Source organism: Sphingomonas sp. Leaf230 (genome assembly GCF_001421745.1).
In the GTDB taxonomy this organism is placed as follows: Bacteria; Pseudomonadota; Alphaproteobacteria; order Sphingomonadales; family Sphingomonadaceae; genus Sphingomonas.
Genome location: NZ_LMKW01000010.1, coordinates 437,889 through 463,070, shown reverse-complemented (window position 1 = coordinate 463,070; position 25,182 = coordinate 437,889). Strand labels below are relative to the sequence as shown.

Sequence of the window (25,182 nt, the reverse complement as noted above, 5' to 3'; positions counted from 1 at the left end):
GTCAGTGCCATCCTCTATGGCCGAGACCTTATCGCGCGTATCCTGGAACGCCAAGCAGGACATTTAAGTCGCTCTTTACTTGCGCTAGCTATTGCACGTGCCGGACCGGGACAGGATTCGCCATGACGCGCAATGGCCAGCGCCTATTATTGCTGATCGACGATGAGCCCGCACAGCGGCGGCTGGTGGCTGCCCTCGCGGCGCGCGGCGGCTGGCGCGCGGTCTTCGCGGCGGACGACGAGACCGCGATCGCCACGCTCGGCACGCAGGACGGCATGCAGCTCGATGCGATCGTGATCGATCACTGGGCGCCCGACGAGGATGCGACCACCCTGATCGCGACCCTGCGCGAGCGGCGCCCGGCGCTGCCGATCCTGGTCATCACGGCGAACGGATCGGTCGCGCACGCGGTCAGCGCGATGCGCGCCGGCGCCACCGATTTCCTGGTCAAGCCGCTTGCCCCCGATCGCCTGCTCGCGGCGCTGGACGCAGCGGTAGCCGGCAAATCGTCGGGCGAGCTCCGCCCGCTGACCGAGAAGATCCCCGCCCTGCTCGCCTTCGACGAGATCGTCGGCTCTTCCCCCGATTTCCGCGCTGCCCTCGCGATCGCCGCGAAGGCCGCCCGCGCCCGCGTCGCGATCCTGCTCGAAGGTGAGATCGGCGTCGGCAAGGACGTCATCGCCGAGGCGATCCATGCCGCCTCCCCGCGCGCGAAGAAGCCGATGATCAGCGTCAATTGCGGCGCGATCCCCGCGAACCTGATCGAATCGGAAGTGTTCGGTCACGAGAAGGGCGCGTTCACCGGCGCGTTCGAGCGCAAGATTGGCCGGTTTCACGATGCCGATGGCGGCACGCTGTTCCTCGACGAGGTCGGCGAGATGCCGCTCGAGGCGCAGGCTAAGCTGTTGCACGTCCTGCAAACCGGCGAAGTCCTCGCGATCGGTGCCCGCCACCCGCGCGAAGTCGACGTCCGCGTGATCGCCGCGACCAATACCAAACTGCTGGACGAGGTCGAGGCCGGGCGCTTCCGCGAAGACCTGTATTACCGCCTCAACGCCGTCCAGGTGACGATCCCCCCTTTACGCGAACGCACCGGCGACATCCCCGCGCTCGCCCGCCACCTGCTCGCACGGATCGCCGAGCAGCCGGGGTTGCGACCGCTCGGCATCACCGATTCCGCGCTCGCTCTGCTGGTCCAGTACGACTGGCCCGGCAACGTCCGCCAGTTGCAGAACGCGCTCTTCCGCGCCGCCGTGCTGTGCGAGGATACCGCGCTCACCGAAGAGGATTTCCCGGAGATCGCCGCGCTCGGCACGCGCGAGCGTCCATCCGCGCCGGCAGCGGTCGGTGGCGGCGGCGTCACGCTGTTCCGTCCCGACGGCAACCTCCGCGCGCTCGAGGAGATCGAAGCCGACGTCATCCGCCTCGCGATCGGCCACTACCGCGGCCGCATGACCGAAGTCGCCCGCCGCCTCGGCATCGGCCGCTCGACGCTCTACCGCAAGCTCGGCGAACTCGGGATCGACAACGCGGCGTGATGTAGCGGCTGGGTTGGAGAGGAAAGCGGACCGTCCACTTTGAGGTCCAAACATGAGGAAACCGGCCAGTGAACGGGCACCCCCGCTGCATTAGTCTTTAGCATCGGCGAATCCGACGGTTTCTCGCCGTTCTTTGGTCAATGCATAACCTGTGATTTCTGCATCATGCCGACTGCCAACATGTCGGCTGGCTCTTTGCCACCGCGGTCGTAAGTTGCTCCGATCAGGGAGTAGCAGATGAATATCAAGGCATCAGCATTAGCCCGCGCAAGCGCGGGGATTACCATAGCCGTCGCGGCGATCAGCGCTCAGGCGCAGTTTGTCCCGCCCGCCGGATACAGTGGTAACGGATCGCGACCAGGTGTCGCGGTGCCATCAGATCCCAGCGCACCGTCACTAGCTCGCATCCCTGATGCGGCGGTATCAAACGTGTTCCGCGTTGATCCGGCTTACAAGCGCGGCTTGGCTGTAGGCCGTGCCAAGGTTGTTGGCGCATTTGCGATAGCCGAAACGAGCAAAGCGCATGTCGTAACGGCATGGTCCCCAGGTTTTCTGCCCGTCACTCTCTCATTAAGCGATGGTCGCTGCTACGTGCTCCAAGCTGATTATGAGGGAGGCACACTCTCTAACGGCCGGTTGAGCAAAGCAGGATGCGAGGGCCCACGACAGTTTTATGAGCCAGCCGTTCCTCCGCCACCTCCCGGCCACTCACTACGGTTCATAGGGGCAGCATGGGGTTACGGCGCCTGGGTCGATGATCGGGCAAAGGTCACCATTGTTACCGCGCCGGGAGCAACAACCTTCAAACCTCTTTTCACGGCCCAAATGACGTCCAGCACCATCATGGCAATGAACAGCCCTGACTCGCCTGGTGGCAACGTGACGTTGGTTGGCAAAATCAAAGGTCGGCTGACGGTCGTGACGCTGGAAGTAGGATACTAACATTGATGCAAAATTTTTGATTTCTCCATCAGGAATGACCGGGATGGGAAAGATAGCCCTGAACGAATGGCTGCTTTCGGCTGGCGAGCCGACTACCTGAGCGTCCGGGTGTGGGTGAAACGGTCGGTTTGACTCTGGAGCAGCTACAAGACCTTCCAACCACAGCACTTAGAGCCGTAAGTACGGATCACTCGCTTTGTAGCGGACCGAAGCCCCCTTCGCGTCGAACACGTGCTTGAATACACGACCTTTTGACGCGTATGCGACGGACAATTGGCCGGGTGCCGTCCAGACGACCTTCAGCCAAATGGCGCCTCCTGGACCTTCCGCGGCCGCCCCATGGTTGCTGTCTGCAACGAAAACTTCCGTTACGGCCGATTGTGGTTCGCTCGCGCGACCGATGCGCACGATGGTCGCATAGCCAGTCGTGGCACCACAATTCCGTGTCGCCGTAACAGTATAACGGTCGCTCCCGATATCACGCGCGACGCGTATCACATCGGAGGAAACAGAGCGGCTCCGCCCCACACCCGGCCAAGCTCAAAATAGCGAAGCACCACGGGCGCGCCATCTTCATCGCCGCAACCTGACCAAGCGGCAGCTTGGCGCAAGCTCAGTCGGACAACGCTGATCGGGCAACTACGAAGCGGTGTGCGAATGACCGCGTTATTTACCCCCGCACTCGATCGATCAGCGCCATCGCCGCATGGGGGGCACGAACCTTCGCGCCGTTGATGAAGAACACGAACGTCTCTCGCGGCGTCTTCGCCGGCGCGGTGTCCTCGACATAGGGCAAACCCTCGGGTCGTCCGCCGGCTGCCCAGGTCTTCGCCTTGTCCGCCCATTCGTCCAGCGCGGTCGGCGCGTAGCCGGCGACGAAGCGCTCCTCGGCATCCTCCAGTCGCGTATAAACGAAGTCGCCGGTCACGTCGGCGATCGCGGGATATTCGGCCGACTGCGCGAAGACGATCGCGACGCCGGCGTCGCGGCACATCGCCACGAACTCCGGCACCGCGAAACTCTCGTGACGAACCTGTATCGCATGGCGCAGCGCGAGCCCGTCCTGCTTGGCGGGCAACAGCTTGAGGAATGCGGCGAAATCGTCGGCGTCGAATTTCTTGGTCGCCATGAGCTGCCACAGGATCGGCCCGAGCCGGTCGCCGAGCTCGACGATCCCCTGCCCGGTGAACTTGGCGATCGACTCCCCCGCCTCGGCCAGCACCTTCCGGTTGGTGCAATAGCGCGACGCCTTGAGCGCAAACACGAACCCGTCGGGCACCGCCTTCGCCCAGGATGCGAACGTCGCGGGCTTCTGGCTGCCATAATAGGTGCCGTTGATCTCGATCGCGGTGACGTGCTCGGCGGCATAGTCGAGCTCGCGCTTCTGCGGCCATTTCTCCGGATAGAAGGTCCCGCGCCACGGCTCGTAGGTCCAGCCGCCAATACCGATTCTGATGGTCATGGGCGGGAGTGTAGCGCGCGGGAGAAGCGCTTGGCGATGCCCTATTCGGTGATGACGCCACGCAGCCCCGGCAGGTCGAGAATACGGACCTGCGCATAGGCCACCGCGACCATGCCATCGCGCTCGAACCGCTTCAGATGCCGGTTGAGCGTCTGGCGCGCGATACCGACGACGCCGGCGAGCTCCTCCTGACGGATCGTGATCCGACCATCCCCCGCCTGCGACGCGCGCATCAGCGCCTGCGCCAGTCGCACGCGGATCGACTGCCCGACGCTCTGCGCGATGAACCGCAAGGCGGTGCGCTGATGTGCGCACACCAGCAGCCCGAGATCGCGGTAAAGCTCCGGGTCCGCCGCCGCCGCCCGCGCGAACGCCGCCACCGGCACATGAAGCAGTCGCGCCGTGCCGAACGCCGTCGCGTCGTGCGGCCTCGGATGCCCGTCGAGCGTCGACAATTCCCCGAACCATGTTCCCGGCCGCACGATCAGCGCGAGCAGTTCGGCACCATTGGCGGACAAGCCCTTCAACCGGACCTGCCCGTCCAGCACCGCCCACAATCCGTTCGGGGGATCGCCCGAGCCGTAGATCCGCGCGCCGTTCTCCAGCACCTCGACTCGCGCCTCCTGCAACAGGCGCTCGCGACGGCCCGCCGGTATCGCGCCGAACCAGCTGTCGGTGGCCAGTATCGCGTGATCCGGATCGTGCATCGCGCAAGGCTAGGCGAAATTTCGAGATTGTCACCATCGAGACAAAGTTTGTCGAAGGCCGGTCGTACAAGGGGCCAAACATAAGGAGGCGGATAATGGCAACGGCATTGAAGGCGATGGAACCGGCGGCAGCGGCAACGACGATCAAGGACCAGGTGTCGGCCGAGGAATGGGCGCTGCGCGTCGATCTCGCCGCCGCTTACCGGCTGGTCGCGCTGTACGGCTGGGACGATCTGATCTTCACGCATCTGTCCGCGCGCGTCCCCGGCCCCGAGCATCATTTCCTGATCAACCCGTACACGCACATGTTCGAGGAGATCACCGCATCGTCGCTGGTCAAGATCGACGTCGATGGCAACAAGGTCATGGACACCCCCGCCCCGGTCAACCGCGCGGGCTTCGTGATTCACTCGGCGGTCCACGCCGCGCGTCATGACGCAGTGGCAGTGCTGCATCTCCATACCCCGCACGGCCAGGCGGTATCGGCGATGGCCGAAGGGCTGCTCCCGCATACGCAGACGGCGATGATTGCCGGGCACGACGTCGCCTATCACGACTTCGAGGGCATCGCGACGGAGCTGGAGGAACGCGAGCGGCTGGTGCAGGATCTCGGCACGAAGAACGCGATGATCCTGCGCAACCACGGCACGCTGACGGTCGGCGAATCGGTGCCGCAGGCGTTCCTGCGGATGTATTTCCTCGAACGCGCCTGCGAGGCGCAGGTCCTGATGCTGAGCGCCGGTCGCGAGAATTTGAACAACCCCAACCAGGGCGTCGCGGAAAAGGTCGAGGGCCAATCGAGCGGTGCAGGCATCCGCATGCTCGCCGACGGGCTCGCCTGGCCGGCGCTGTTGCGCAAGCTCGACCGCGTCAATCCGGGCTATCGGGACTGACCGCCACCAGTCTGGGAGGGCAGCGCATGGCGCATTACGGCGATTACCAGAACGAAATCTATTTCGCCGGGCTCGCCGGTGTCGTCCCGACGGTCCCGGTCGACTTCGCATCGCTCGAGGCTCGGGCGGCAGCGGCCTTGCCACCGTCGGTGCTTGGCTATCTGCAGGGCGGGTGCGGCGACGAGTTCACGCAGCGCCAGAATGCCGACGCGTTCCGGCACTGGGGCATGACGCCGCGGATGATGGTCGATGCCACGCGTCGCGACCTGTCGATCGACCTGTTCGGGATGACGCTGCCCAGCCCGATCTTCATGAGCCCGGTCGGGATCAACGGGCTGTGCACGCAGGACGGCCACGGTGATCTCGCCGCCGCGCGGGCTTCCGCGCTGACCGGCGTCCCGCTGATCCAGTCGACGCTGTCGAACGATCCGATCGAAGACGTCGCCGCGGCGATGGGCGACACGTCCGGCTTCTTCCAGCTCTACACGCCCAAGGACAAGCCGCTCGCCGAAAGCCTCGTCCACCGTGCCGAGGCGGCCGGATACAAGGCGATCGTCGTCACGCTCGACACCTGGGTCACCGGCTGGCGCCCGCGCGACCTGAACGTCGCGAACTTCCCGCAGCTGCGCGGCCATGTGCTGGAGAATTACTTCAGCGATCCGGTCTTCCGCGCGATGCTTGCCAAGCCACCGCGCGAGGACCTGCCCGCGGCGGTGCGGCAATGGGCCGGGACGTTCGGCAAGGTGCTGACGTGGGACGACATGCCGTGGCTGCGGTCGATGACCAAGCTGCCGATCGTCCTGAAGGGAATCTGCCATGCCGACGACGCGCGGCGCGCGATCGATCTGGGGGCGGACGCGATCTACTGCTCGAACCACGGCGGTCGCCAGGCGAACGGCGGGATCGCCGCGATCGACATGCTGCCCGCGGTGGTCGCGTCGAGCGGGACCGTGCCGGTGCTGTTCGACTCCGGCATTCGGTCAGGGAGCGACGTGGTCAAGGCACTCGCACTCGGCGCCACCGCGGTCGGGATCGGTCGGCCCTACACGTACGGCTTGGCGCTCGACGGCGCGAACGGCGCGGCGCATGTGCTGAAATGCATCCTCGCCGAAGCCGACCTGCTGATGGCGGTGAACGGCTACCCGACGCTCGCTGCCGTACGGGAGGCTGGCGCGACGCGGATGGGGTATTGAAGCAAGACGATCAGGCGGCGGTTTCGTCGAGCCGGCGGGCTTCCTCGACCAGCATCACCGGCACGCCGTCGCGGATTGGGTACGCGAGCCCGGCAGCGTCCGAAATCAATTCCTGCGCGGCTTCGTCATAGCGGAGCGGCGTGCGCGTCATCGGGCAGACGAGACGTTCGAGCAGCCACGGATCGAGCGCGCTCACTGCAACGTCACCGATTCGTCGCCGTCGTGCCGCCCGAAGAACTGCATCAACTGGATGATCAGCTCGGCGCGCTGCTCGATGTCCGGCGCCTCGAGCAACGCCTGTTTCGCCGCGGCATCGAACGGTGCGATCTGCGCGATGCCGTTGACCAGGCTCTCGTCGTCGAGCCGTCCGACCGCATCCCAGTCGACCGCATAGCCCTGCATGTCCGCGAACCGACGCGACTCCAGTTCCAGCGATGATCGCCGGCCAAGCGACAGCGCGTCGTCCTCGATCAACGGCAGCAACTCCGCCTCGACCTGGCGGAATGCGGTCGTCACGTCCAACTCGCGGACGATCCGGAACAGCGCGATGCCCTCCAGCACGACGTTGTACCGCCCGTCGTCCAGAGCCTCGACCTCCGCGATCTTGCCGACGCAGCCGATGTCGTACAGCGCGTCCGCGTCATCATGCGGTCCGCCCCGCGGCTGGATCATCCCGATCCGCCGGTCGCGCGCCATCGCATCGCTGATCATCGCCCGATAGCGCGGCTCGAACATGTGCAGCGGCAGGTGCATGCCGGGGAACAGCAGCGCCCCCGGCAACGGGAAGATCGACAGTCGCGTGGTGGCGCGCGGGGGGGCGGACTCGGTGGTCATCCGAACAGGATCGCAGACAGGCGGCGTCGCTGTCCAGACACCCACGGGTCTTCGAGTCCGACGACCTCAAACAATTTCAACAACTGCGTCCGCGCCGCGCCCTCGTTCCAGTCGCGCTCGGTGGCGATGATGCCAAGGAACGTGTCCGCCGCCGCATCACGGTCGTTCGCCGCCATCTGCCCGTTGGCGAGCGCGAACCGGGCCTGCAAGTCGTCGGGGTTCGCCTCGACCGCGGCCAGCAGCGGCGACAGATCCTCGACCGGAGGGGCCGACTGCGCGAGTGCGAGCGCCGCCTGTGCGCGGGCGATCGCCGGGTCCTTGGCGATCGCCGGATCGAGGTTCGTCAACCAGTCCGAGGCCTCGTCGAGCTGCCCGGTCGCGACCAATGCGCGAACGAAGCCGGCATGAACCTGCGGATGCTCGGGCGCGATCTCGGCGATCTCGCGGAAGATGCCGAGTGCGCGCTCGCCGTCATTGGCCGCGAGCGCCTCTTCACCGATCGCGATCAACGGCTCGACGTCGGGCACCGCGTCCGTAGCGCCCGCTTCGATCGGCAGCTGCTTGAGCAACTGGTCGAGGATCACGCGCAACTGCGATTCGGTGCGCGCACTGGTCATGTCGGCGACCAGCTGACCCTGGAACATCGCATAGACGGTCGGGATCGACTTGATCTGGAATTGCGCGGCGATGAACTGGTTCTTGTCGGTATCGACCTTGGCCAGCACGACGCCCTTGTCGGCATAATCCGCGGCGACCTTCTCCAGCGTCGGCGTCAGCGCCTTGCAGGGCCCGCACCATTCCGCCCAGAAATCGATGATCACGAGCTTCGTCATCGACGGTTCGACGACATCGCGACGGAACGCCTCGACGGCATCCTTCTCCGCGGGGGACATTCCAAGCGTGGCCAAGTTCAACTCCCGTGTAATCCAGACGCGCTATCTGGGGCGCGCCCGCGGCGAATGCCACCTTTAGGATGGATGGGCATGCACGACAAACGTGCCTTGGCATTCGGCTCGCGCGTCGAGGCGTCATTTGTCTTGCTTGCGGTTCCGACATCCATGGGTGCGCATGGGCATAGATACGGCCTTGCGAGACGGTGCTCCCCAAAATTGGCCAGCATTTCCATCTTCAGACAAGCCACCTCCCCGGCGAAGGCCGGGGTCCAGTTGGAAAGGTCGCAGTTACGGAGCGCAGCCTTTATCAGCAGCGTTTCCCAACTGGACCCCGGCCTCCGCCGGGAGGTGCCGCTATTCGGAGGGGTAGGCGCCAAACCGGTCCGGGTGACAGAGCGTTCGGCGATGTTGGGCACCACACCAACGAGCACCGATAAAGCTCAATGAAAGTCGCGCGACTTGGGGAGGACACGCACATCGCGAGGATGCGTCGCCCGCGGATGGTGCGCCCGAGCATCGGGACTCCGCGTGAGGACGGGCCGGATAACCTCGTCCACCCGCGCCAGCGGCGGCTCCAGCGCGTGATCCTCCGACAACAGTCGCAGCATCTCGGTGCGGTCCTGCACCCGCGACGTCATCAGGTGTGTCACGCCTTCCTCGCTGCGCTGGATCACGCCCTCCAGCACCATCAGCCGCGACGCCATCACCGCGCGGCGGTTCGCCTCGAAATCGCGCGCCCACATCAACCCGTTAGTGATCCCGGTCTCATCCTCGATCGTCACGAAGATCGCATTGCCCTTGCCCGGCCGCTGGCGGACCAGCACCACGCCCGCGACCTTTGCGCGGCGCCCGTCCTTGGTCGCATTGGCCTGCGCACTCGAAAGGATTCCTTCGGCGGCAAAGCGTTCGCGGAGGAACTGCATAGGATGCGCCTTCAACGACAGCCGCGTCGTCTGGTAATCCGCCGCGACCTGCTCGGACAGCGGCATCGCCGGCAGATGCGCGTCAGGCTCCACGCCAAGCTCGGGTACCTCTGCCGCCGCGAACAGCGCAAGCTGCTTGGGCGGCGTCCGACGCACATCCCACAAAGCCTCGCGCCGCTCCTTCGCCACCGACCGGAACGCATCCGCATCGGCCAGCAGGTTCATCGCCCGCTGCGGCAGGTTCGCCCGCCGCGCCAGATCCTCGATGCTAGCAAACGGCGCAGTCCGAACGCGAACGATCTCGTCGGCCCAATCCTTCCGAAACCCATCCACCTGCCGAAACCCCAGGCGCAGATCCGCGCCCCCGGCTTCAAGCGAGTTATCCCACCCACTCGCATTCACGTCGACCGGCAGCACGCACACCCCGTGCTCGACCGCATCGCGCACCAATTGCGCCGGCGCGTAAAACCCCATCGGCTGCGAATTGAGCAGCGCGCAGCAGAACACTGCCGGATGAAAGCATTTGATCCACGATGACACATACACCAGTCGCGCAAACGACAGCGCATGGCTCTCCGGAAACCCGTAGGACCCGAACCCCTCGATCTGCTTGAAACAGCGCTCCGCGAACTCTGCCTCATACCCCCGCGCAACCATCCCACCGATTAGCTTGGCCTGGAAATTGTTCATCCCTCCGACCTTGCGAAACGTCGCCATCGATTTCCGAAGTTCGTTGGCCTCATCGGGTGTGAACTTCGCCGCGACGATCGCAAGCTTCATCGCCTGTTCCTGGAACAACGGCACGCCGTATGTCTCGCCGAGCAGCACTTCGAGTTCGTCGCTTCGGCCATGCTCGGGCGATGGCGAGGGATAGACCACCACTTCCTTCTTCGCCCGCCGCCGCAAATATGGATGCACCATATCGCCTTCGATCGGCCCGGGCCGGACGATCGCGACCTGCACCACCAGATCGTAGAGTTTGCGGGGTCGCAGGCGAGGCAGCATGTTGATCTGCGCGCGGCTCTCGACCTGGAACACACCGATGCTGTCCCCATCGCACAGCATGTCATAAACCTTGGAATTCTCGTCGTTGGCGATCGTCTTCAGTTCATGATCGCCGAGCCCGTGCTCCCGCATTAGATCGAAGCTTTTACGGATGCAGGTCAGCATGCCGAGCGCGAGAATGTCGACCTTCATCAGGCCAAGGCAATCGATATCGTCCTTATCCCATTCGATGAACGTGCGGTCTTCCATCGCGCCGTTGTGAATTGGCACGATCTCGTCGAGCCGGCCCTGCGTCAGCACGAACCCACCGACATGCTGCGACAAGTGGCGCGGGAATTCGAGCAACCGTTCGACCATGTCCTGCAACCGGGCGATTTCCGGATTGGCGATGTCGAATCCCGTTTCGGCAAAACGCCGTTCCGGGAATCGGTTCGAGAAACTGCCCCACACCGTGCTGGTCAGCCGTTGTGTGACGTCCTCTGTAAAGCCCAGCGCCTTGCCGACTTCACGCACCGTACTACGCGACCGAAAATGGATGACAGTCGCTGCGATCGCCGCGCGCTCCCGACCGTAGCGCCCATAGATATACTGCATCACCTCTTCGCGCCGCTCATGCTCGAAATCAACGTCGATATCGGGCGGCTCGCTGCGTTCAGCCGAGACGAAGCGCGAGAACAGCAGATCGTGCTTCATCGGATCGACCGACGTGACGCCGAGCACGTAGCAGACCACCGAGTTGGCGGCCGATCCGCGCCCTTGGCACAGGATCGGCGGATCGGCGCTGCGTGCGAACCGGACGATGTCGTGGACCGTCAGGAAGTAATAGGCGTATTCCTGTTGCCGAATCAGCGCGAACTCGTCGCGCAGCGATGCCAGCAGCTTGTCCGGCACATAGCCGTCATATTGGTCGATCGCGGATTGCCAGGCGAGATGCTCCAGCCATCCCTGAGGGTCCCAGCCTACGGGGACGGGCTCATGCGGATATTCGTATTTGAGCTCGTCGAGCGTGAAGTCGATCCGCGCGAGCAGCTTTGCCGTCTCGGCGATGGCGTGCGGCCGGTCGCGGTAAAGGTGTGCGATCTCATCCGCATCCTTCAAATGGCGTTCGCCATTGGCACCGAGCCGTTTGCCGGCTCGCTGAATCGTCGTGCCCTCGCGAATGCAGGTGACGATGTCGTGAAGCGAGCGATCGTCCGCTACCGCATAGCGTACGTCGTTAGTCGCGAGTATCGGCACGCGCGCCTTGGCAGCGATTCGAGCAAGCCGGGTCTGGCGCCGCCGATCGCGACCGCCGTGCGGCATCGTCACACCGAGCCATATCGATCGCCGTACATATGGGCGCAGGGCGACGAGCGTGGCTTCAAGACCGGGATCGGCGCGCTGGGGAAGTGTGACGTCCTTCAACGCAACCACGGGCCTTGCCGTGCACTCTGGCATGACGATCAGCAGGATCTCACCCAAGTGCTCGATCAGATCGTCCAGACCGAGGATGCAGCTGCCTTTCTCGGCCCGCCGGTTGCCCAGCGTCAGCAGCCGCGTCAGCCGTCCCCACCCGGCACGCGTCGCGGGGTAGGCGACGATGTCGGGCGTACCATCGGCGAACACCAGACGTGCGCCGACCACCAGCTTGAAGTCGAACGGCGGTAAATTCGCGCCGAGCTGACCTCGTTTTGCACGTTCCAGCGCATCATAGGCGCGGACCACTCCGGCGACCGTGTTGCGATCGGCTATGCCAATACCGGCCAGTTTCAACTCGATAGCACGCCCGACGATATCGCTGGGGTGGCTGGCGCCGTCGAGGAACGAGTAGTTGGTCGCGGCAACGAGCTCGGCGAACCGGGTCATGGCGCCGCGCCGTTCACGCGAAGACGCCGTGGAGGTACCAGCGCGGCGCCTCCATCTCGGAATACAGGCCGTGGCGGAAGATCCAGAAGCGGCGGCCGCGGCGGTCTTCGATGCGGTAGTAATCGCGCGTCGGTATGTCCTGGCGTCGCCACCATTCGCCGGCGATCCGCTCCGGGCCTTCGCTGTGCGCGACGTCGTGCACGGTACGTCGCCAGCGGAAGCGGTGCGGGGGCCCGTCGGGGACCTCGGCCATCATCGATTCGATCGGTTGCGGCGGATCGAACAAATAGATCGGGCGCAGCGGCGGTTCGCCCGTCTCCGGCGCAGTCCACGGCGTCGGGGCGGGCGCCTCGGCGGCGGGCAGCATCAGCTCCGCCTGTTCGGGGATATGACTATCGCGCGCCGAGAACCGGCGGACGCGGGTTCGCCCCAGTCGCGTGCCGAGCTGGTCGACGAGTTGCGCGACCTCCCCCTTCTGTGCCTCTCCGCCCTCAAGCTTCAACTGCGACGCATCGAGCTTCTCCGCTAACGCAACATCGAGGCGGACGAGATCATAGCCGAACCCCGGATCGAGCGGGTCGGCGAGGCTGTCGATCCGCTCGCGGAACAGCCGCATCAACAGCGCCACGTCGCGCGTCGGCTGGCCGGTCTCGATCCGCAACCGCTGGACGAGGCCGTCCGCACGGAACAGGCGCGCCTCCCACCGCCGGCCACCTTCGTGACGGTCGGCAAGCTGAGCCGCCGCTTCGGTGGCGAGTTCGGCGAGCATCTCCAGCGCGTATTCGGTGCGCGCGATGGGTTCGGCGAAGCGGCGTTCGACACCGATCTTGGCCACGGTGCGTCGAGCGACGATCGGTCCCTTCACCGACCCGTCGAGCCGGCGGATCATCATCGCCGCCTCCCCCCCGAACCGCGCCGCGATCGTTGCGAGCGGCCGCGCCATCACGTCGCCCACCGTCTTCAGCCCGGCACGCGACAAGGCGGTCGTCGCATCCTCATCCAAGCCCAACGCCGCCACCGGCAACCGCTTCACCGCCCGCTTTTCATCCGGCGCCGGCGCCCCCGCATACCGCGCCAGCGCCCGCGCCGTATCGGGGGTGTCGCCGAACGCATGACGCACCAGCAGCCCGCGCCGCGCAAGGCGCTCCTCCAGATCGGCCGCCAATCGCCGCTCGCCCTCGAACTCGTGCACGCACCCGGCGATGTCGAGGATCAGCCCATCGGGCTCATCGAGCGCGACCGAGGGCGTGTACCGCTGGCACCCATCCGCGAGCCGCTCGAGCCATTCGTGATCGGCATGCGCGTCATGCTCGTACACCTCCAGTTCGGGCACCCGCGCCCGCGCATCCGCCAGCGTCAGCCCCGGCTGGAGTCCTGCCCGCACCGCCTCGCGGTCGAGCGCCTTTAGTCGCACCCCGCCCGAGACCGTCTCGACGAACGCGATCGGCGTCTCAGCCCGTCCGACGAACAAATGCGGCCGCATCGTCCGCAGCCGCTCGATCGGCAGCCACGGGAATACCAGCGCCAGGTAACGCCGCGGAATCGTCAGAGGCGAAGGCGGTTTGGTCGAAGATGTGCGCGTCACGGTCCCACTCCACACGCCAGCGAAGCCCGGCCTGGCCTCCGCGTCGACGCAGCAATTCGATGTCGAAGGCAGGTTTGCCCGGTGCGTCGGCTTCCAGCGGCCGCGAGCGACACGCGGCAACCTGCCAGCGCGACGCGGCCGCACTCGGCACCGGTTCGGCACCGATGCGAAGGCTTAGGATAGTCACACCCGACGCTTCCGCGGCCAGCATCAGCCGCCGCGTCGCGGTCAGGTCGATCTTCGGCGCACGTCCCCAAGACTCGATCAGCAACGTGCCGAGCCCGTGGCACCGCGCAGCATCGGCGGCGGCGCGCAGCAAGCTCGCCTCGTCCTCGACCAGCCCCAGCACCAGCGACGTCACGTCGAGCCCCATCTCGACCAGCCCGGTCGCATGCAACCGCCCGCCCTGGCGCTCGCTTGCCTCGGTGCGCAGCCACATTACCGGCGCCGCCTTTGCCGCCAACACCGAAGCGATCGCGAACCCCGCGCCACTCGCCGAATCGTCGACCGTCGCGAAAATCTCGTGCAGCTGCGCCTTCGCCATCCCCTGCGTCAGCCACGCATCGTCCGCACGGCCATCACCCTGAGTCGGCATCCCCGTCGTGGCAATCCGCTTCAGGCGGGCTATCAAGGCAAGCGACTCGTTCACAATTGTTCTTGTAATGTTCTAGTGCAGGAGTCGCCAAGCGGAATCTCGTTTGCGTCGAATTTCATGCGAAAGTTGAAAAGGCGCTTGCCGTCCCGGAAACACCGGGCTAACAGCGCGCCTCACCCAGTCACCGTGTCGCTTCAGACCGGAGACATAGGCGCCAGAGCGGGCGTAGCTCAGGGGTAGAGCACAACCTTGCCAAGGTTGGGGTCGAGGGTTCGAATCCCTTCGCCCGCTCCAGTTTTCTCAGGAAAACAGCGGTCCAGCGCGAGGCGACGTAGCCTCAGCCTTCCGCTCCACCATCTTAATCACCGTCACTACGCATGGCATTTCCCATGCGGTCGCCTTACGCTCGGCACATGGCAATCCCTCGGCACGCGCGTCACCCGTTGATCCTGTCGGCCCTGCTGCTGGCCACCCCCTCCTCCGCCACCCCCATTTCGGCGCCCACCGACATGCAGCGATGGCAGGCGCAGGCCAAGCGCGTGACGATCACCCGCGACGACTGGGGCATCCCGCATATCAAGGGTCGGTCGGATGCCGATGCGGTGTTCGGGATGATCTATGCGCAGGCGGAGGACGATTTCCCGCGGATCGAGGCGAATTACCTGACCGCGCTCGGCCGGACCGCCGAGGCGGCGGGTGCTGACGTGGGAGAGGACGCGGTGTGGGCGGACCTCCGCCAGCGGCTGTTCGTCGATCCCGTCGCGTTGAAGGCGGACTACACCACGAGCCCGGCCTGGTTGCGCACGCTGATGCAGGCCTGGGCGGATGGTCTGAACTATTATCTCGCGACGCACCCGCAGACAAAGCCCCGCGTGCTGACCCGGTTCGAGCCGTGGATGGCGCTCAGCTTCACCGAAGGCAGCATCGGCGGCGATATCGAGCGGATCTCGCTCAGCGACCTGAAGACCTTCTACGGCCAGCCGACCCCGCCGACGCCGGAGGAACTGGGGATGATTCCGCGCGAGCCGTCCGGCTCCAACGGCATCGCCATCGCGCCCCGGCTGACCGCGAACGGTCACGCGCTGCTGCTCATCAATCCGCACACCAGCTTCTATTTCCGGTCCGAGGCGCAGATGACCAGCGACGAGGGGCTGAACGCGTATGGCGCCAGCACCTGGGGCCAGTTCTTCGTCTACCAGGGCTTCAATCCGAAGGCCGGGTGGATGCACACCTCGGCGACGGTCGACAACGTCGACGAGTTCGCCGAGCGGATCACGCGGCGTGGCGGCGACTATGCCTATCGCTACGGCAAGACCAGCCGGCCAGTCGTCGCACGCACCGTTACGCTGCGAGTCCGCCAGCCCGATGGGACGATGGCCGAGCGCAGCTTCACCACCTATCGCACGCATCACGGCCCGATCGTCGCCTCCAAGGCCGGCAAATGGATCGCCACCGCGCTGATGTGGCGCCCGGTCCCCGCGCTCGAACAAAGCTACCTTCGGACCAAGGCGACCGATCTCGCAGGATACATGAAGGTCGCGGCGCTGAAGGCGAATTCGTCGAACGACACGCTGTTCGCCGACAGCAAAGGCGAGATCGCGTTCCTGATGCCGCAGTTCATGCCGATCCGCGACGATCGCTTCGACTATACCCGCCCGGTCGACGGCAGCGACCCCGCGACCGACTGGCATGGCCTGCATACGCTCCCCAGCCTGCCGAGCGTGCTCAACCCGCGCATAGGGTGGGCGCACAACACCAACGACTGGCCGTGGAGCGCGGCGGGGCCCGACAGCCCCAAGGCGGCGGACTATCCGCGCTACATGGACCAGGTCGGCGGCAATGCGCGCGGCGTTCATGCCGACCTGTTGCTGACGGGGAAGACCGGCTGGACACCCGACACGCTGCGGGCCGCCGCGTTCGATCCCTATCTCCCCGCCTTTGCGCGGCTGCTGCCCGGATTGGTCGCGGCATGGGACGCGCTTCCCGCCAGCGATCCGCGTCGCGCTGCGCTTGCCGCACCGATCGCGTTGCTCAAGCGCTGGGACCATCGCTGGGCCTATGATTCCACCGCGACCAGTCTCGCGGTCTTCTGGGGCGACCAATTGTGGCGCGAGGTCGGCAGCTTCGCGCAGGCGGAGCGGCTGAACGTGCCCGACTATATTGCCACGCGAGTCGGCCCGGATGCGAAGCTCGCCGCGCTGAGCACGGCCGTCACTCGACTCAAGCAGGATTTCGGCGACTGGCGGACGCCGTGGAAGGACATCAACCGTTTTCAGCGGCTCGACGATTCGATCGCGCCGCATTTCGACGACAGCCGCGCCTCGACCCCGGTGCCGTTCACCTCGGCGCAGTGGGGAAGCCTCGCATCGTTCGGCGCGAAGCCGTGGCCGGGGACGAAGCGCTATTACGGCACCAGCGGCAACAGCTTCGTCGCGGTGGTCGAGTTCGGCCCGCGGGTGAAGGCGATGGCGGTCATGGCCGGCGGCCAGAGCGGCGACGTCCGATCGCCGCATTTCGCCGACCAGGTAGCGCGCTATGCCGAGGGACGGTTGCGGCCGGTCTATTTCCATCCCGACGAACTGACGGGCCACGTCGAACGAACCTATCGGCCGGGTAACTGATCTACCGCATATCCGGCGATGTCGACGCTTGCGGAGCCTCCCAGGCTATTGCACGGACTGGATATGCCTGACGCCCCTCCCCTTCTCGCGGTCCGTGCGCTCGGTAAGTCGGTACCGGGGCCGCGGCGGTTGTTCCGGCACCTGGATCTGGAGGTCGGCGCGGGCGAACTGGTCGCGATCATCGGCGAATCCGGGGTCGGCAAATCGACTTTGCTCAACATCCTCGCCGGGCTGGACGAGGCGGACGAGGGCAGCGTGGCGATCGACGGCATCGACCTCGGCATGCTCGACGAGACCGCGCGGACCCGATTGCGGCGCGAGCGGATCGGCTTCGTGTTCCAGGCCTTCCACATCCTCCCCTATCTGACGCTGCGCCAGAACGTCGCACTGCCGCTCGCACTCGTTTCGCCGGATAATGCCGCGGCATCGACGCGCGCGGAAGAGATGCTCGATGCCGTCGGCCTGGACGGTCGCGGCGACGGGTATGCTCGCGATCTGTCGGGGGGCGAATTGCAGCGGGTGGCGATCGCCCGTGCGCTCGTCCACCGCCCCGCGCTGATCCTCGCGGACGAGCCGACCGGCAACCTCGATCCGGAGACCGCCGCGCGCGTGCTGTCACTGTTCGCCGATGCGGTGCGCGGCAACGGTGCGGCGGGCGTGATGGTGACGCATTCGGACGCGAGCGCGGCGATCGCCGACCGCGTGCTGACGCTGGGTGCCGAGGGACTGGTGGAGCGGCGTGACGCCTAAGCCTGGCCTGAAGTCCGGGTCCGGGCTCTGGTCGGGACGGCTGGGACTCCGCTGGCTGATCGCGGGCGAGTGGCGGTTCCACCCTGCCCGCTTCCTGTTGACGGCGGTCGCGATCGCGGTCGGCGTGGCGCTTGGCTTCGCAGTGCATCTCGTCAACGGATCCGCGCTGGCGTCGTTCGATGGCGCGATGCGCGGCGTCAGCGGTGCCGCCGAACTGTCGGTCCGCGCGACCAGCCCGCTCGGCTTCGACGAACGCCTCTATCCCCGCGTCGCGCGTGCCGATGGCGTCGGCGATGCCAGCCCGGTGCTGCGGATCGATGCGCGGATCGGCAAGGCTCGCCTGACGCTGCTGGGCGTCGACGTGATCCGGGCGGCCACGGTGACACCGTCGCTGATCGGCATCCGCCCGCGTGGTCCCGATACCGGCAACGATACGGCGTTCGACGAGTCCGCGCTGTTCCTGTCACGCGCGGCGCTGACCCAGGTCGGCGCGAAGATCGGCACGCGATTGGTCGTCGTCGCCAATGGCCGGTCGGTGCCGTTGCGGGTGGCGGGCACGCTGCCGGCGACGGACGAATCGACCGCGGTCGGCGTCATGGATATCGCCGCGGCGCAGTGGCGGTTCGGACGTCTCGGGCGGATCGATCGGCTCGACCTCGCGCTGTCGGATCGCGCGATCGCGGAGCCGGCGTTGCGCGCGATCCTGCCCGCGGACGCTATCCTGTCGACCGCCGAAACGCAGAACGCGCAGGGCGATGCCCTGTCGCGCGCGTACCGTGTCAATCTCGACATGCTGGCGCTGGTCGCGCTGCTGACCGGCGGTTTCCTCGTCTATTCGGCGCAGTCGCTGTCGGTGGTGCGGCGGCAACGCGCGTTCGCACTGCTACGGACGTTGGGCATGCCGCGCGCCGGGATCATCGCCGCGGTCGTGATCGAGGGGCTCGCGATCGGACTGGTCGGCGCGGCGGCGGGACTGGCGGCAGGATACGGCCTGGCATGGGCGGCACTCCACTGGTTCGGCGGCGACCTCGGTGCGGGCTATTTCGGCGGCAGCACCGCGCGCGTCGTGATTCAGCCCGGTGCCGCGATCGGGTTCTTCGCGCTCGGCCTGCTCGCGGCGATCCTGGGCAGCGCGTTGCCCGCACGCGTCGCGGCGCGGGCTGCACCGGCCGCCGCACTCAAGAACGCCGGCGACGTACTCGATCCTCGGCGGCCGGTCGCATGGTGGCCCGCCGCCGCGTTGCTCGTCGCGGGAGGCGCCGCGTCGCTGTTGCCCGCGATCGCCGGGCTGCCGCTGTTCGGATTCCTGGGGATGGCGCTGATGCTCGCGGGCGGCGTCGCGGGGGTGCCGTGGTTCGCGCGCACGCTGCTGACCCCGCTGGCAAGGCGGACGCGAGGCAGCGTGCCCGGCCTGCTTGCGGTCCGTCACCTTCACGGCGCGCCCGGCGAAGCGGCGACCGCATTGTGCGGGATCGTCGCCTCGACCGCGCTGATGATCGCGATGGCGACGATGGTGACCAGCTTCCGCGGCGCAGTCGACGAGTGGCTCAACCAGGTGCTCGGCGCGGACCTGTATCTGCGCACCACCGCCGGCGCGACGTTCGATCCGGCGACCCGCACGCGTATCGCAGGCACGCCGGGTATCGCCCGCCTCGCCTTCAGTCGGCAGATTCCGCTGACCATCGCCGCGGATCGCCCACCCGTCAGCCTGATCGCGCGACCCGAGCGCGGTGGCCGCGATCCGCTACTGGTGCTGATCGATCGCGGGCCGCCTGTACCGAAGGAGGCGGTGCCGATCTGGGTCTCCGAGCCCGCGCACCGCCTGTACGGCTGGGATGCGGGCGAGCGCATCACGCTGCCGATCGCCGGCCGCACGCAGTTCACCGTCGCCGGCATATGGCGCGACTACGGGCGCCAGGCGGGCGCGGTGCTGATCGACGAGGGCGATTACCAGCGCCTGACGGGCGACGATCGCCGCGACGAGATTTCCGCGACGATCCTGCCCGGTGCGGATCCGGCCAAGGTCGCGCGCGCGATGACCGATCGCCTGCCCGCCGACCTGCGCCCCCAGGTCGAGGTCGGCCAGCCGGCGACGCTGCGGAAACTCGCGCTGACACTGTTCGATCGCAGTTTCGCGGTCACCTATCTGCTGGAGGCGGTGGCGATCCTGGTCGGGCTGGCGGGCGTGGCGGCGACGATGTCGGCGCAGACGATCGCGCGCGAACGCGAGTTCGGAATGCTCCGGCATCTCGGCCTCACCCGCGGCCAGCTCACCAGAATGCTCGCGACCGAGGGTGCGATCGTCGGGCTTACCGGCGCGCTCGCGGGGATCGGGCTCGGCCTGGTCCTGTCGCAAGTGCTGATCCACGTGATCAACCCGCAGTCGTTCAACTGGACGATGACCACCCGCATTCCGCTCGGCACGCTGATCGGCGTCGCGACCGCGCTGACGGGTGCGGCGGCGGCGACCGCGATGCTGGCGGGGCGGCGCGCGACGGCGAGAAGCGCGGTACAGTCGGTGCGGGAGGATTGGTGATGCTGCGACCTTGGGCCCTGCTCGGCTGGATCGCCGCGATCGGTGTCGCCGCGCCCGCCGCCACGCCGCCCGCTACCTATCCGGTCGTGCGGCCGGGGATCAGCTTGCGTTTCCCCGCGGATCACGGCGCGCACCCGGCGTTTCGCACCGAATGGTGGTACGTCACCGGCTGGCTGCGGACCGAGGATGGCAAGGATCTCGGTTTCCAGGTCACCTTCTTCCGCACCCGCCCGCCGGTCGATCCGCGCAACCCGAGCCGGTTCGCCGCACGCCAGGTCCTGTTCGCGCACGCCGCGCTGTCCGATCCGACCACCGGCAAGCTGCTTCACGGCGAGCAGGCGGCACGCGAAGGCTTCGGTCTCGCGCAGGCGCGCACCGGCGATGCCGACGTCGCGATCCGCGACTGGCGGTTGCGCCGCGCGGGGAATGGCCGCTGGACGACGCGTGTAAACGCGGACGGCTTCGGCCTCGCGCTCGATTTCCAGCCGACCCAGCCTCCCCTGCCGCAGGGGATCGGAGGCTATAGCCGCAAGGGGGCGCGCCCCGAGGAAGCGAGCTATTATTACTCGGTGCCGCATCTCCGCGTGACCGGCCGCGTCCGCAAAGGTGGCGGAACGGTCGCAGTAACCGGCGAGGCGTGGCTCGATCGCGAATGGTCGTCCAACTACCTCGCCCCCGCCGCGCAAGGCTGGGACTGGACCGGGCTCAATTTCGACGACGGCTCCGCGCTGATGGCGTTCCGCATCCGGCGCAAGGGCGGCGGCACGGTCTGGACGGGCGGCTCGCTCCGTCGCGCCGACGGCAGCATGACGGTGTTCGGCCCCAACGACGTCGCCTTCCGCCCGCTCGCGACATGGCGCAGCAAGGCGACCGGCGCGCTCTACCCGGTCTCGCAGGAACTGAGCGTCCGCATCGCGGGCAGCATCCAGCGCTGGCGCCTCGTACCGATGTTCGCCGCACAGGAACTCGACGCCCGACGCAGCGGCCTGCCGGTCTATTGGGAGGGCGCGGTCCGCACCCGCGGCGGTCGTGGCTATCTCGAACTCACGGGGTATGAGCGCGCGCTCGAAATGTAAGCGCGCAAAATTTGCGGCGGCGGCGGACGAAACGCGTGCCAGCGCGTTGAGGTCGCTCGAACCGAAACGGGAGAGGACCGGGTTTGCCGCATTTACTGGTTGCCGAAAGCGAGACTGCGGACGAGCGCGAGGCGCGTCGTCGCCATGCCGGCAAAAGCTCGGGCGAAACCTATGCGTCGACGCTTCGTCAGCTCCGTCCCGATGCCGAGATCACGATCGTCGCGCCCGCCGACGACGATGCACAAGTCTATGAGGCCAATGCCCTTGGCCTGTTCGACGCGGTGTTCATCACCGGATCGCCGCTCCACGTCTATGACGACAGCCCGGAGGTCCGACGACAGTTGACCTTCATGCGATCGGTATTCGCATCGGGCACGCCGTCGTTCGGATCCTGCGCCGGGCTGCAGCTCGCGGTCGCCGCCGCCGGTGGGAAAGTCCGCAAGATGCCGCAGCGGATGGAGGCCGGGATCGCACGCCGCATCACGCCGACCGACGCCGGCCGCGATCATCCGCTGCTCGCCGGCCGTGCTGCCAGCTGGGACGCCCCCGCGATCCACGGCGACGAGGTCGAGACGCTTCCCGCCGACGCCACTCTGCTGGCGAGCAACGCCGTCACGACGATCCAGGCCGCCGAGATACGCCACGACGGCGGGACGTTCTGGGGTGTGCAATATCACCCCGAACTCGCGCTCGGCGAGATTGCAGTCGCGCTGCGGCGCCAGGCCGAGGACATCGTCGAAGCCGGGCTTGCGGAGACGGCCGACGATGTCGAGCACCGCGCGGACCAGCTCGATGCGCTCCACGACGATCCCGATCGCCGCTCGCTGCTATGGGCGCTCGGCGTCGACCGCGAGTTCGCCGACGAGGCGCGCCGCCGCACCGAACTGACCAACTTCCTCGATCACCTCGCGGACATCGACGCCAGCGATCGCGCACACGCCGCATCGCCCGATCTGTGTCCCGCCTGACCTTTTAACCGCAACTAGGAGCGACCAATGTCCACCACTCTCAAGGCAAAGTTCGATACCCGCCGCGAAGCCGAGATGACCGTCGAGCGCCTGGTCCAGGAGCAGGGCATCGAGCGGACCGACATCTTCATCACCACCGACGGCGCGGACAACAGCGTCGGCGACGAGAAAGCCGGTTCGGATACCGAAGGCAAGAACCCAACGCCGGAATCACGCGACGATGCGGCGCTGGAAGGCAAGATCGTCGTCTCGGTCGACATCGCGGACGATGCCCGCGCCGCCGAGGTGAAGGCCGCGTTCAAGGAATTCGACGCGAGCGATATCCAGGGCTGAAAGCCAATCGGGGTACGGCGCCACCCTGCCGTACCTCGCACCAATCAGTGCGGGGCGAGTCTTCGGAATGTCGCGATGACCGCGGACTCCATGATCGGCTTGTCGAGCACTTCGGCCGGCGGATCGCAGGGCATGCAGGCTTCGGGTGTCCCGGTTATGAACATCACGGGTATGTTGCCGTGCGCGGCGATGATCCGTTGCACCGCCAGCGGCCCGGTCCCCTCGCGCAGCCGGACGTCGGACACGATCATGTCCGGGATGCGCGCGCCCGCAGCGAAGACCGCGTCGGTCTCGCAATCGGCCTGATCATAGGATGTCGCGCCCGCTTGCTCGATCAAGCTGATGATGTGATCCGCGATCAGCCAATCGTCTTCGATCACAAGTACGTGGCACATCTACGTTTCCCGGATACCTAGGGTCACTCAACGCGCCGGCTGCCGGTCGGACCCAGCCTTGACATAGATTAAGTCGAATTGCGTAATTTGGTTACGATGCGTCATCCACTGTCGCAAACCAGTCGGCATAGGGCGTCGTCCGCGCCATGTGCCGGTTCAGGTCGGGCGCACCGTCCGTCCACCACACCGGCCCGCGCTCGCCCAGACCATGCTTCGCCGCATCGACCGCGGACCGCGCAGCCGCCTCCGCCGCGCTGTCGCCGCCCCGCTTCGCCGTGGCGACGCCCCGCCGCCCGTCCATCAACGCCGCGACCAGTCGAGCGCGTTCGTCGTCCGACAAGCCGGGGTTAGCGGTACGCCAAAGCCGTCCGCGCACCACGATATATCGTCCGTCGGGGGTCGTCAGCGGGGGCGGTTTCGGCATCGACGCAAGCGAGCCTAGAGCGGCGCGTCGATCGTGAAGACGACGCCGGTGTCGCGATACTCGATCCGGGCGGTGCCGCGCATGTGCTGTGCAAGCACGCGTTCGATCATCCGCGATCCAAACCCTGTACGTGTCGGCGGGGTGACCACCGGGCCACCGGTCTCCTCCCACATGAAGGCCAGCCTTCGTCCGCCTTCACCGATGCCGACGCTCCATGAAATCGTGACATGCCCGCCCGCGACGTGGAGCGCGCCATATTTGGCGGCATTGGTCGCCAGCTCGTGAAGTGCCATCGACAAGGCAAGCGTCACGCGCGGCTCGAGCCGGACATGCGGCCCCTCGACCGAGAACAGGCGACCGCCGCCATCGTCGAACGGCGCCATTACCCCGGCCACGATATCCGCGATCGTCGCACCCTCGACCTCGTCGCGCAGCAACAGGTCGTGCGCGACCGCCAGCGATCCGATCCGCGCCCCGATCGTGTCGCGTGCCTCGGACATCGACGCGGCATCGCGCAACGTCTGGTTGACGATCGCGCTGACCGTCGCGAGCGTGTTCTTGACCCGGTGCGTCAGCTCGCCCGCCAACAATGCGCGATGTTCCTCGGTCCGCTTGCGCTCGGTGATGTCGGTCGAGAAGCCGGTCATCGACAGCGCCGTGCCATCCGCGCGCGTCAGCAATTCGCCGCGGATCGCGACCCAGCGAACCTCGGCCGTCGGCGTCACGATGCGGTATTCGATATCGTAGTCGCATCCCGTCGCGATCGTCTCCTGGATCGCCTCGACGACACGCGCGCGATCCTCCGGATGGATCGTTTCGAGGAACTCGGGATAACCGAACGCCGCGCCCGGATCATAGCCGAAGACGATCTTGCAGCCGTCCGAGGCGTCGAGATGCTGGCTGGCGGGATGGAAGGTCCACGCCCCCAGCCGCCCCGCCTTCAACGCGAATTGCAGCCGCGCGGCGCTGTCGGCGAGCCGAACCTGCGTCTCCGCTGCAGACGCCTCGAGCTCGCGCTGCTCAGCCTCCAGCAGCGCGAGCGTTTCGCGTTCGAGCGTCACGTCGTGCTGGGACGCGACGTAATAGCGAAGATGCCGGCCGCGATCGAACACCGGCGCGACCAGCAACCGGTTCCAGAACGGCGTCCCGTCCTTGCGATGGTTGAGCAGGTCGATCTCGATCCGCTCGGACCGCCCGATCGCATCCCGCAGCCGCGACACGTCCTCGGGATACGTCTCCGGCCCTTGCAGGAACCGACAATTCCGCCCGACCACCTCGTCGCGGGCATAGCCGGTCAGACGCTCGAACGCCGCGTTCACGTGAATGATCGGGTTGTCGGGAAGCGTCGGATCGCTGATCGCCATAGGCAAGATCGCTTCGTTGAACCCGACAACGAAAGGATCGGCCGCGTCCAGCGAACGGCCGAACGCCGCCATGATCAGCGTATGATCCGCGTCCTCGTCCCGCAAGGACGTCTGGTTCACACTCTGTTCCAAGCGACTATTTGCTACCCAAAGTCTGACACGTCCACAATAGCATACCGTCATTACGGCGAAGCAATTCAACGGCCTGACATTATTCGCGACGTGACACTATTTCATGGGACGTGCACAACCACCGTTCAGGTTGATCGCGGTAGCGCGCGTGCCGCACCGATGGGGTGC

21 protein-coding genes and 1 tRNA gene are annotated in these 25,182 nt (G+C 66.6%); 11 read left to right on the top strand and 11 right to left on the bottom strand.

The window, feature by feature from the left end; genetic code table 11:
- Nucleotides 1-122 precede the first annotated feature (122 nt).
- Together ASE82_RS14155 and ASE82_RS19505 are read left to right on the top strand one after the other, a co-directional pair.
- A complete protein-coding gene (locus ASE82_RS14155; RefSeq protein WP_056064530.1) occupies nt 123-1,538 on the top strand; it encodes a sigma-54-dependent transcriptional regulator in 1,416 nt (471 codons plus the stop codon).
- Between the two features lie 237 nt (nt 1,539-1,775).
- On the top strand, nt 1,776-2,480 hold the full coding sequence (locus ASE82_RS19505; protein WP_156348895.1) for a hypothetical protein: 705 nt from the start codon (nt 1,776-1,778) through the stop codon (nt 2,478-2,480).
- Between the two features lie 670 nt (nt 2,481-3,150).
- On the opposite strand, the gene ASE82_RS14150 is transcribed toward ASE82_RS19505, so the two are convergent.
- Nucleotides 3,151-3,942, bottom strand: coding sequence for a DUF72 domain-containing protein (locus tag ASE82_RS14150; protein ID WP_056064527.1), 792 nt, complete (start codon nt 3,940-3,942; stop codon nt 3,151-3,153).
- Nucleotides 3,943-3,983: 41 nt separating this feature from the next.
- On the bottom strand, nt 3,984-4,649 hold the full coding sequence (locus ASE82_RS14145) for a Crp/Fnr family transcriptional regulator (RefSeq protein WP_056064523.1): 666 nt from the start codon (nt 4,647-4,649) through the stop codon (nt 3,984-3,986).
- 95 nt (nt 4,650-4,744) lie between these two features.
- Between ASE82_RS14145 and ASE82_RS14140 the strand changes: the two genes are divergently transcribed.
- Nucleotides 4,745-5,542 (top strand): class II aldolase/adducin family protein, encoded by a 798-nt coding sequence (locus tag ASE82_RS14140; RefSeq protein ID WP_056064520.1) that lies wholly within the window; start codon nt 4,745-4,747, stop codon nt 5,540-5,542.
- Between the two features lie 26 nt (nt 5,543-5,568).
- On the top strand, nt 5,569-6,735 hold the full coding sequence (locus ASE82_RS14135; RefSeq protein ID WP_056064517.1) for an alpha-hydroxy-acid oxidizing protein: 1,167 nt from the start codon (nt 5,569-5,571) through the stop codon (nt 6,733-6,735).
- Nucleotides 6,736-6,745: 10 nt separating this feature from the next.
- On the opposite strand, the gene ASE82_RS14130 is transcribed toward ASE82_RS14135, so the two are convergent.
- From ASE82_RS14130 to ASE82_RS14105, 6 genes are all read right to left on the bottom strand, one after another.
- A complete protein-coding gene (locus ASE82_RS14130; protein ID WP_056064514.1) occupies nt 6,746-6,931 on the bottom strand; it encodes a Trm112 family protein in 186 nt (61 codons plus the stop codon).
- Complete coding sequence (locus tag ASE82_RS14125) at nt 6,928-7,569, bottom strand: LON peptidase substrate-binding domain-containing protein (protein ID WP_056064511.1); 642 nt, start codon at nt 7,567-7,569, stop codon at nt 6,928-6,930. Before ASE82_RS14125 ends, ASE82_RS14130 begins: the two co-directional genes overlap by 4 nt.
- A complete protein-coding gene (locus ASE82_RS14120) occupies nt 7,566-8,462 on the bottom strand; it encodes a tetratricopeptide repeat protein (protein WP_056064508.1) in 897 nt (298 codons plus the stop codon). Before ASE82_RS14120 ends, ASE82_RS14125 begins: the two co-directional genes overlap by 4 nt.
- Nucleotides 8,463-8,902: 440 nt before the next feature.
- Nucleotides 8,903-12,235 carry an error-prone DNA polymerase gene (locus ASE82_RS14115; protein ID WP_056064505.1) on the bottom strand — a complete coding sequence of 1,111 codons (3,333 nt, stop codon included), beginning with the start codon at nt 12,233-12,235 and terminating at the stop codon, nt 8,903-8,905.
- A 13-nt stretch (nt 12,236-12,248) separates the two neighbouring features.
- Nucleotides 12,249-13,718, bottom strand: a complete 1,470-nt coding sequence (locus ASE82_RS14110) for a Y-family DNA polymerase (RefSeq protein ID WP_235524721.1) — start codon at nt 13,716-13,718, stop codon at nt 12,249-12,251.
- Nucleotides 13,687-14,469: an ImuA family protein gene (locus ASE82_RS14105; RefSeq protein ID WP_056064502.1), complete on the bottom strand. Its 783-nt coding sequence runs from the start codon at nt 14,467-14,469 to the stop codon at nt 13,687-13,689. Before ASE82_RS14105 ends, ASE82_RS14110 begins: the two co-directional genes overlap by 32 nt.
- Nucleotides 14,470-14,634: 165 nt before the next feature.
- Here ASE82_RS14105 and ASE82_RS14100 point away from each other — a divergent pair.
- From ASE82_RS14100 to ASE82_RS14070, 7 genes are all read left to right on the top strand, one after another.
- Nucleotides 14,635-14,709, top strand: a tRNA-Gly gene (locus ASE82_RS14100).
- Nucleotides 14,710-14,828: 119 nt separating this feature from the next.
- On the top strand, nt 14,829-17,036 hold the full coding sequence (locus tag ASE82_RS14095; RefSeq protein WP_056064498.1) for a penicillin acylase family protein: 2,208 nt from the start codon (nt 14,829-14,831) through the stop codon (nt 17,034-17,036).
- A gap of 63 nt (nt 17,037-17,099) precedes the next feature.
- A complete protein-coding gene (locus ASE82_RS14090) occupies nt 17,100-17,786 on the top strand; it encodes an ABC transporter ATP-binding protein (protein ID WP_156348894.1) in 687 nt (228 codons plus the stop codon).
- A complete protein-coding gene (locus tag ASE82_RS14085; RefSeq protein WP_056064493.1) occupies nt 17,776-20,322 on the top strand; it encodes an FtsX-like permease family protein in 2,547 nt (848 codons plus the stop codon). Before ASE82_RS14090 ends, ASE82_RS14085 begins: the two co-directional genes overlap by 11 nt.
- Entirely contained in the window at nt 20,322-21,398 is a 1,077-nt protein-coding gene (locus tag ASE82_RS14080; protein ID WP_056064490.1) for a lipocalin-like domain-containing protein, read from the top strand. The genes ASE82_RS14085 and ASE82_RS14080 overlap by 1 nt, the downstream gene beginning before the upstream one ends.
- Before the next feature lie 83 nt (nt 21,399-21,481).
- Nucleotides 21,482-22,366, top strand: coding sequence for a type 1 glutamine amidotransferase (locus tag ASE82_RS14075; RefSeq protein WP_056064487.1), 885 nt, complete (start codon nt 21,482-21,484; stop codon nt 22,364-22,366).
- A gap of 27 nt (nt 22,367-22,393) precedes the next feature.
- Nucleotides 22,394-22,699 (top strand): hypothetical protein, encoded by a 306-nt coding sequence (locus ASE82_RS14070; RefSeq protein ID WP_056064484.1) that lies wholly within the window; start codon nt 22,394-22,396, stop codon nt 22,697-22,699.
- A gap of 44 nt (nt 22,700-22,743) precedes the next feature.
- Here ASE82_RS14070 and ASE82_RS14065 read toward each other — a convergent pair whose 3' ends face one another.
- From ASE82_RS14065 to ASE82_RS14055, 3 genes are all read right to left on the bottom strand, one after another.
- On the bottom strand, nt 22,744-23,094 hold the full coding sequence (locus ASE82_RS14065; protein WP_056064481.1) for a response regulator: 351 nt from the start codon (nt 23,092-23,094) through the stop codon (nt 22,744-22,746).
- Between the two features lie 91 nt (nt 23,095-23,185).
- Nucleotides 23,186-23,518, bottom strand: coding sequence for a hypothetical protein (locus tag ASE82_RS14060; RefSeq protein ID WP_056064479.1), 333 nt, complete (start codon nt 23,516-23,518; stop codon nt 23,186-23,188).
- Between the two features lie 14 nt (nt 23,519-23,532).
- Nucleotides 23,533-25,002: a PAS domain-containing protein gene (locus ASE82_RS14055; protein WP_235524710.1), complete on the bottom strand. Its 1,470-nt coding sequence runs from the start codon at nt 25,000-25,002 to the stop codon at nt 23,533-23,535.
- Nucleotides 25,003-25,182 lie beyond the last annotated feature (180 nt).

Bases quoted from the DNA above. Each gene is read 5' to 3' on its own strand.
- ASE82_RS14135 (WP_056064517.1), top strand. From the start codon at position 5,569: ATGGCGCATTACGGCGATTACCAGAACGAAATCTATTTCGCCGGGCTC.
- ASE82_RS19505 (WP_156348895.1), top strand. From the start codon at position 1,776: ATGAATATCAAGGCATCAGCATTAGCCCGCGCAAGCGCGGGGATTACC.
- ASE82_RS14150 (WP_056064527.1), bottom strand. From the start codon at position 3,942: ATGACCATCAGAATCGGTATTGGCGGCTGGACCTACGAGCCGTGGCGC.
- ASE82_RS14110 (WP_235524721.1), bottom strand. From the start codon at position 13,718: ATGCGGCCGCATTTGTTCGTCGGACGGGCTGAGACGCCGATCGCGTTC.
- ASE82_RS14080 (WP_056064490.1), top strand. From the start codon at position 20,322: ATGCTGCGACCTTGGGCCCTGCTCGGCTGGATCGCCGCGATCGGTGTC.
- ASE82_RS14140 (WP_056064520.1), top strand. From the start codon at position 4,745: ATGGCAACGGCATTGAAGGCGATGGAACCGGCGGCAGCGGCAACGACG.
- ASE82_RS14125 (WP_056064511.1), bottom strand. From the start codon at position 7,569: ATGACCACCGAGTCCGCCCCCCCGCGCGCCACCACGCGACTGTCGATC.
- ASE82_RS14120 (WP_056064508.1), bottom strand. From the start codon at position 8,462: ATGTCCCCCGCGGAGAAGGATGCCGTCGAGGCGTTCCGTCGCGATGTC.
- ASE82_RS14115 (WP_056064505.1), bottom strand. From the start codon at position 12,235: ATGACCCGGTTCGCCGAGCTCGTTGCCGCGACCAACTACTCGTTCCTC.
- ASE82_RS14090 (WP_156348894.1), top strand. From the start codon at position 17,100: ATGCCTGACGCCCCTCCCCTTCTCGCGGTCCGTGCGCTCGGTAAGTCG.
- ASE82_RS14070 (WP_056064484.1), top strand. From the start codon at position 22,394: ATGTCCACCACTCTCAAGGCAAAGTTCGATACCCGCCGCGAAGCCGAG.
- ASE82_RS14060 (WP_056064479.1), bottom strand. From the start codon at position 23,518: ATGCCGAAACCGCCCCCGCTGACGACCCCCGACGGACGATATATCGTG.
- ASE82_RS14065 (WP_056064481.1), bottom strand. From the start codon at position 23,094: ATGTGCCACGTACTTGTGATCGAAGACGATTGGCTGATCGCGGATCAC.
- ASE82_RS14145 (WP_056064523.1), bottom strand. From the start codon at position 4,649: ATGCACGATCCGGATCACGCGATACTGGCCACCGACAGCTGGTTCGGC.
- ASE82_RS14155 (WP_056064530.1), top strand. From the start codon at position 123: ATGACGCGCAATGGCCAGCGCCTATTATTGCTGATCGACGATGAGCCC.
- ASE82_RS14095 (WP_056064498.1), top strand. From the start codon at position 14,829: ATGGCAATCCCTCGGCACGCGCGTCACCCGTTGATCCTGTCGGCCCTG.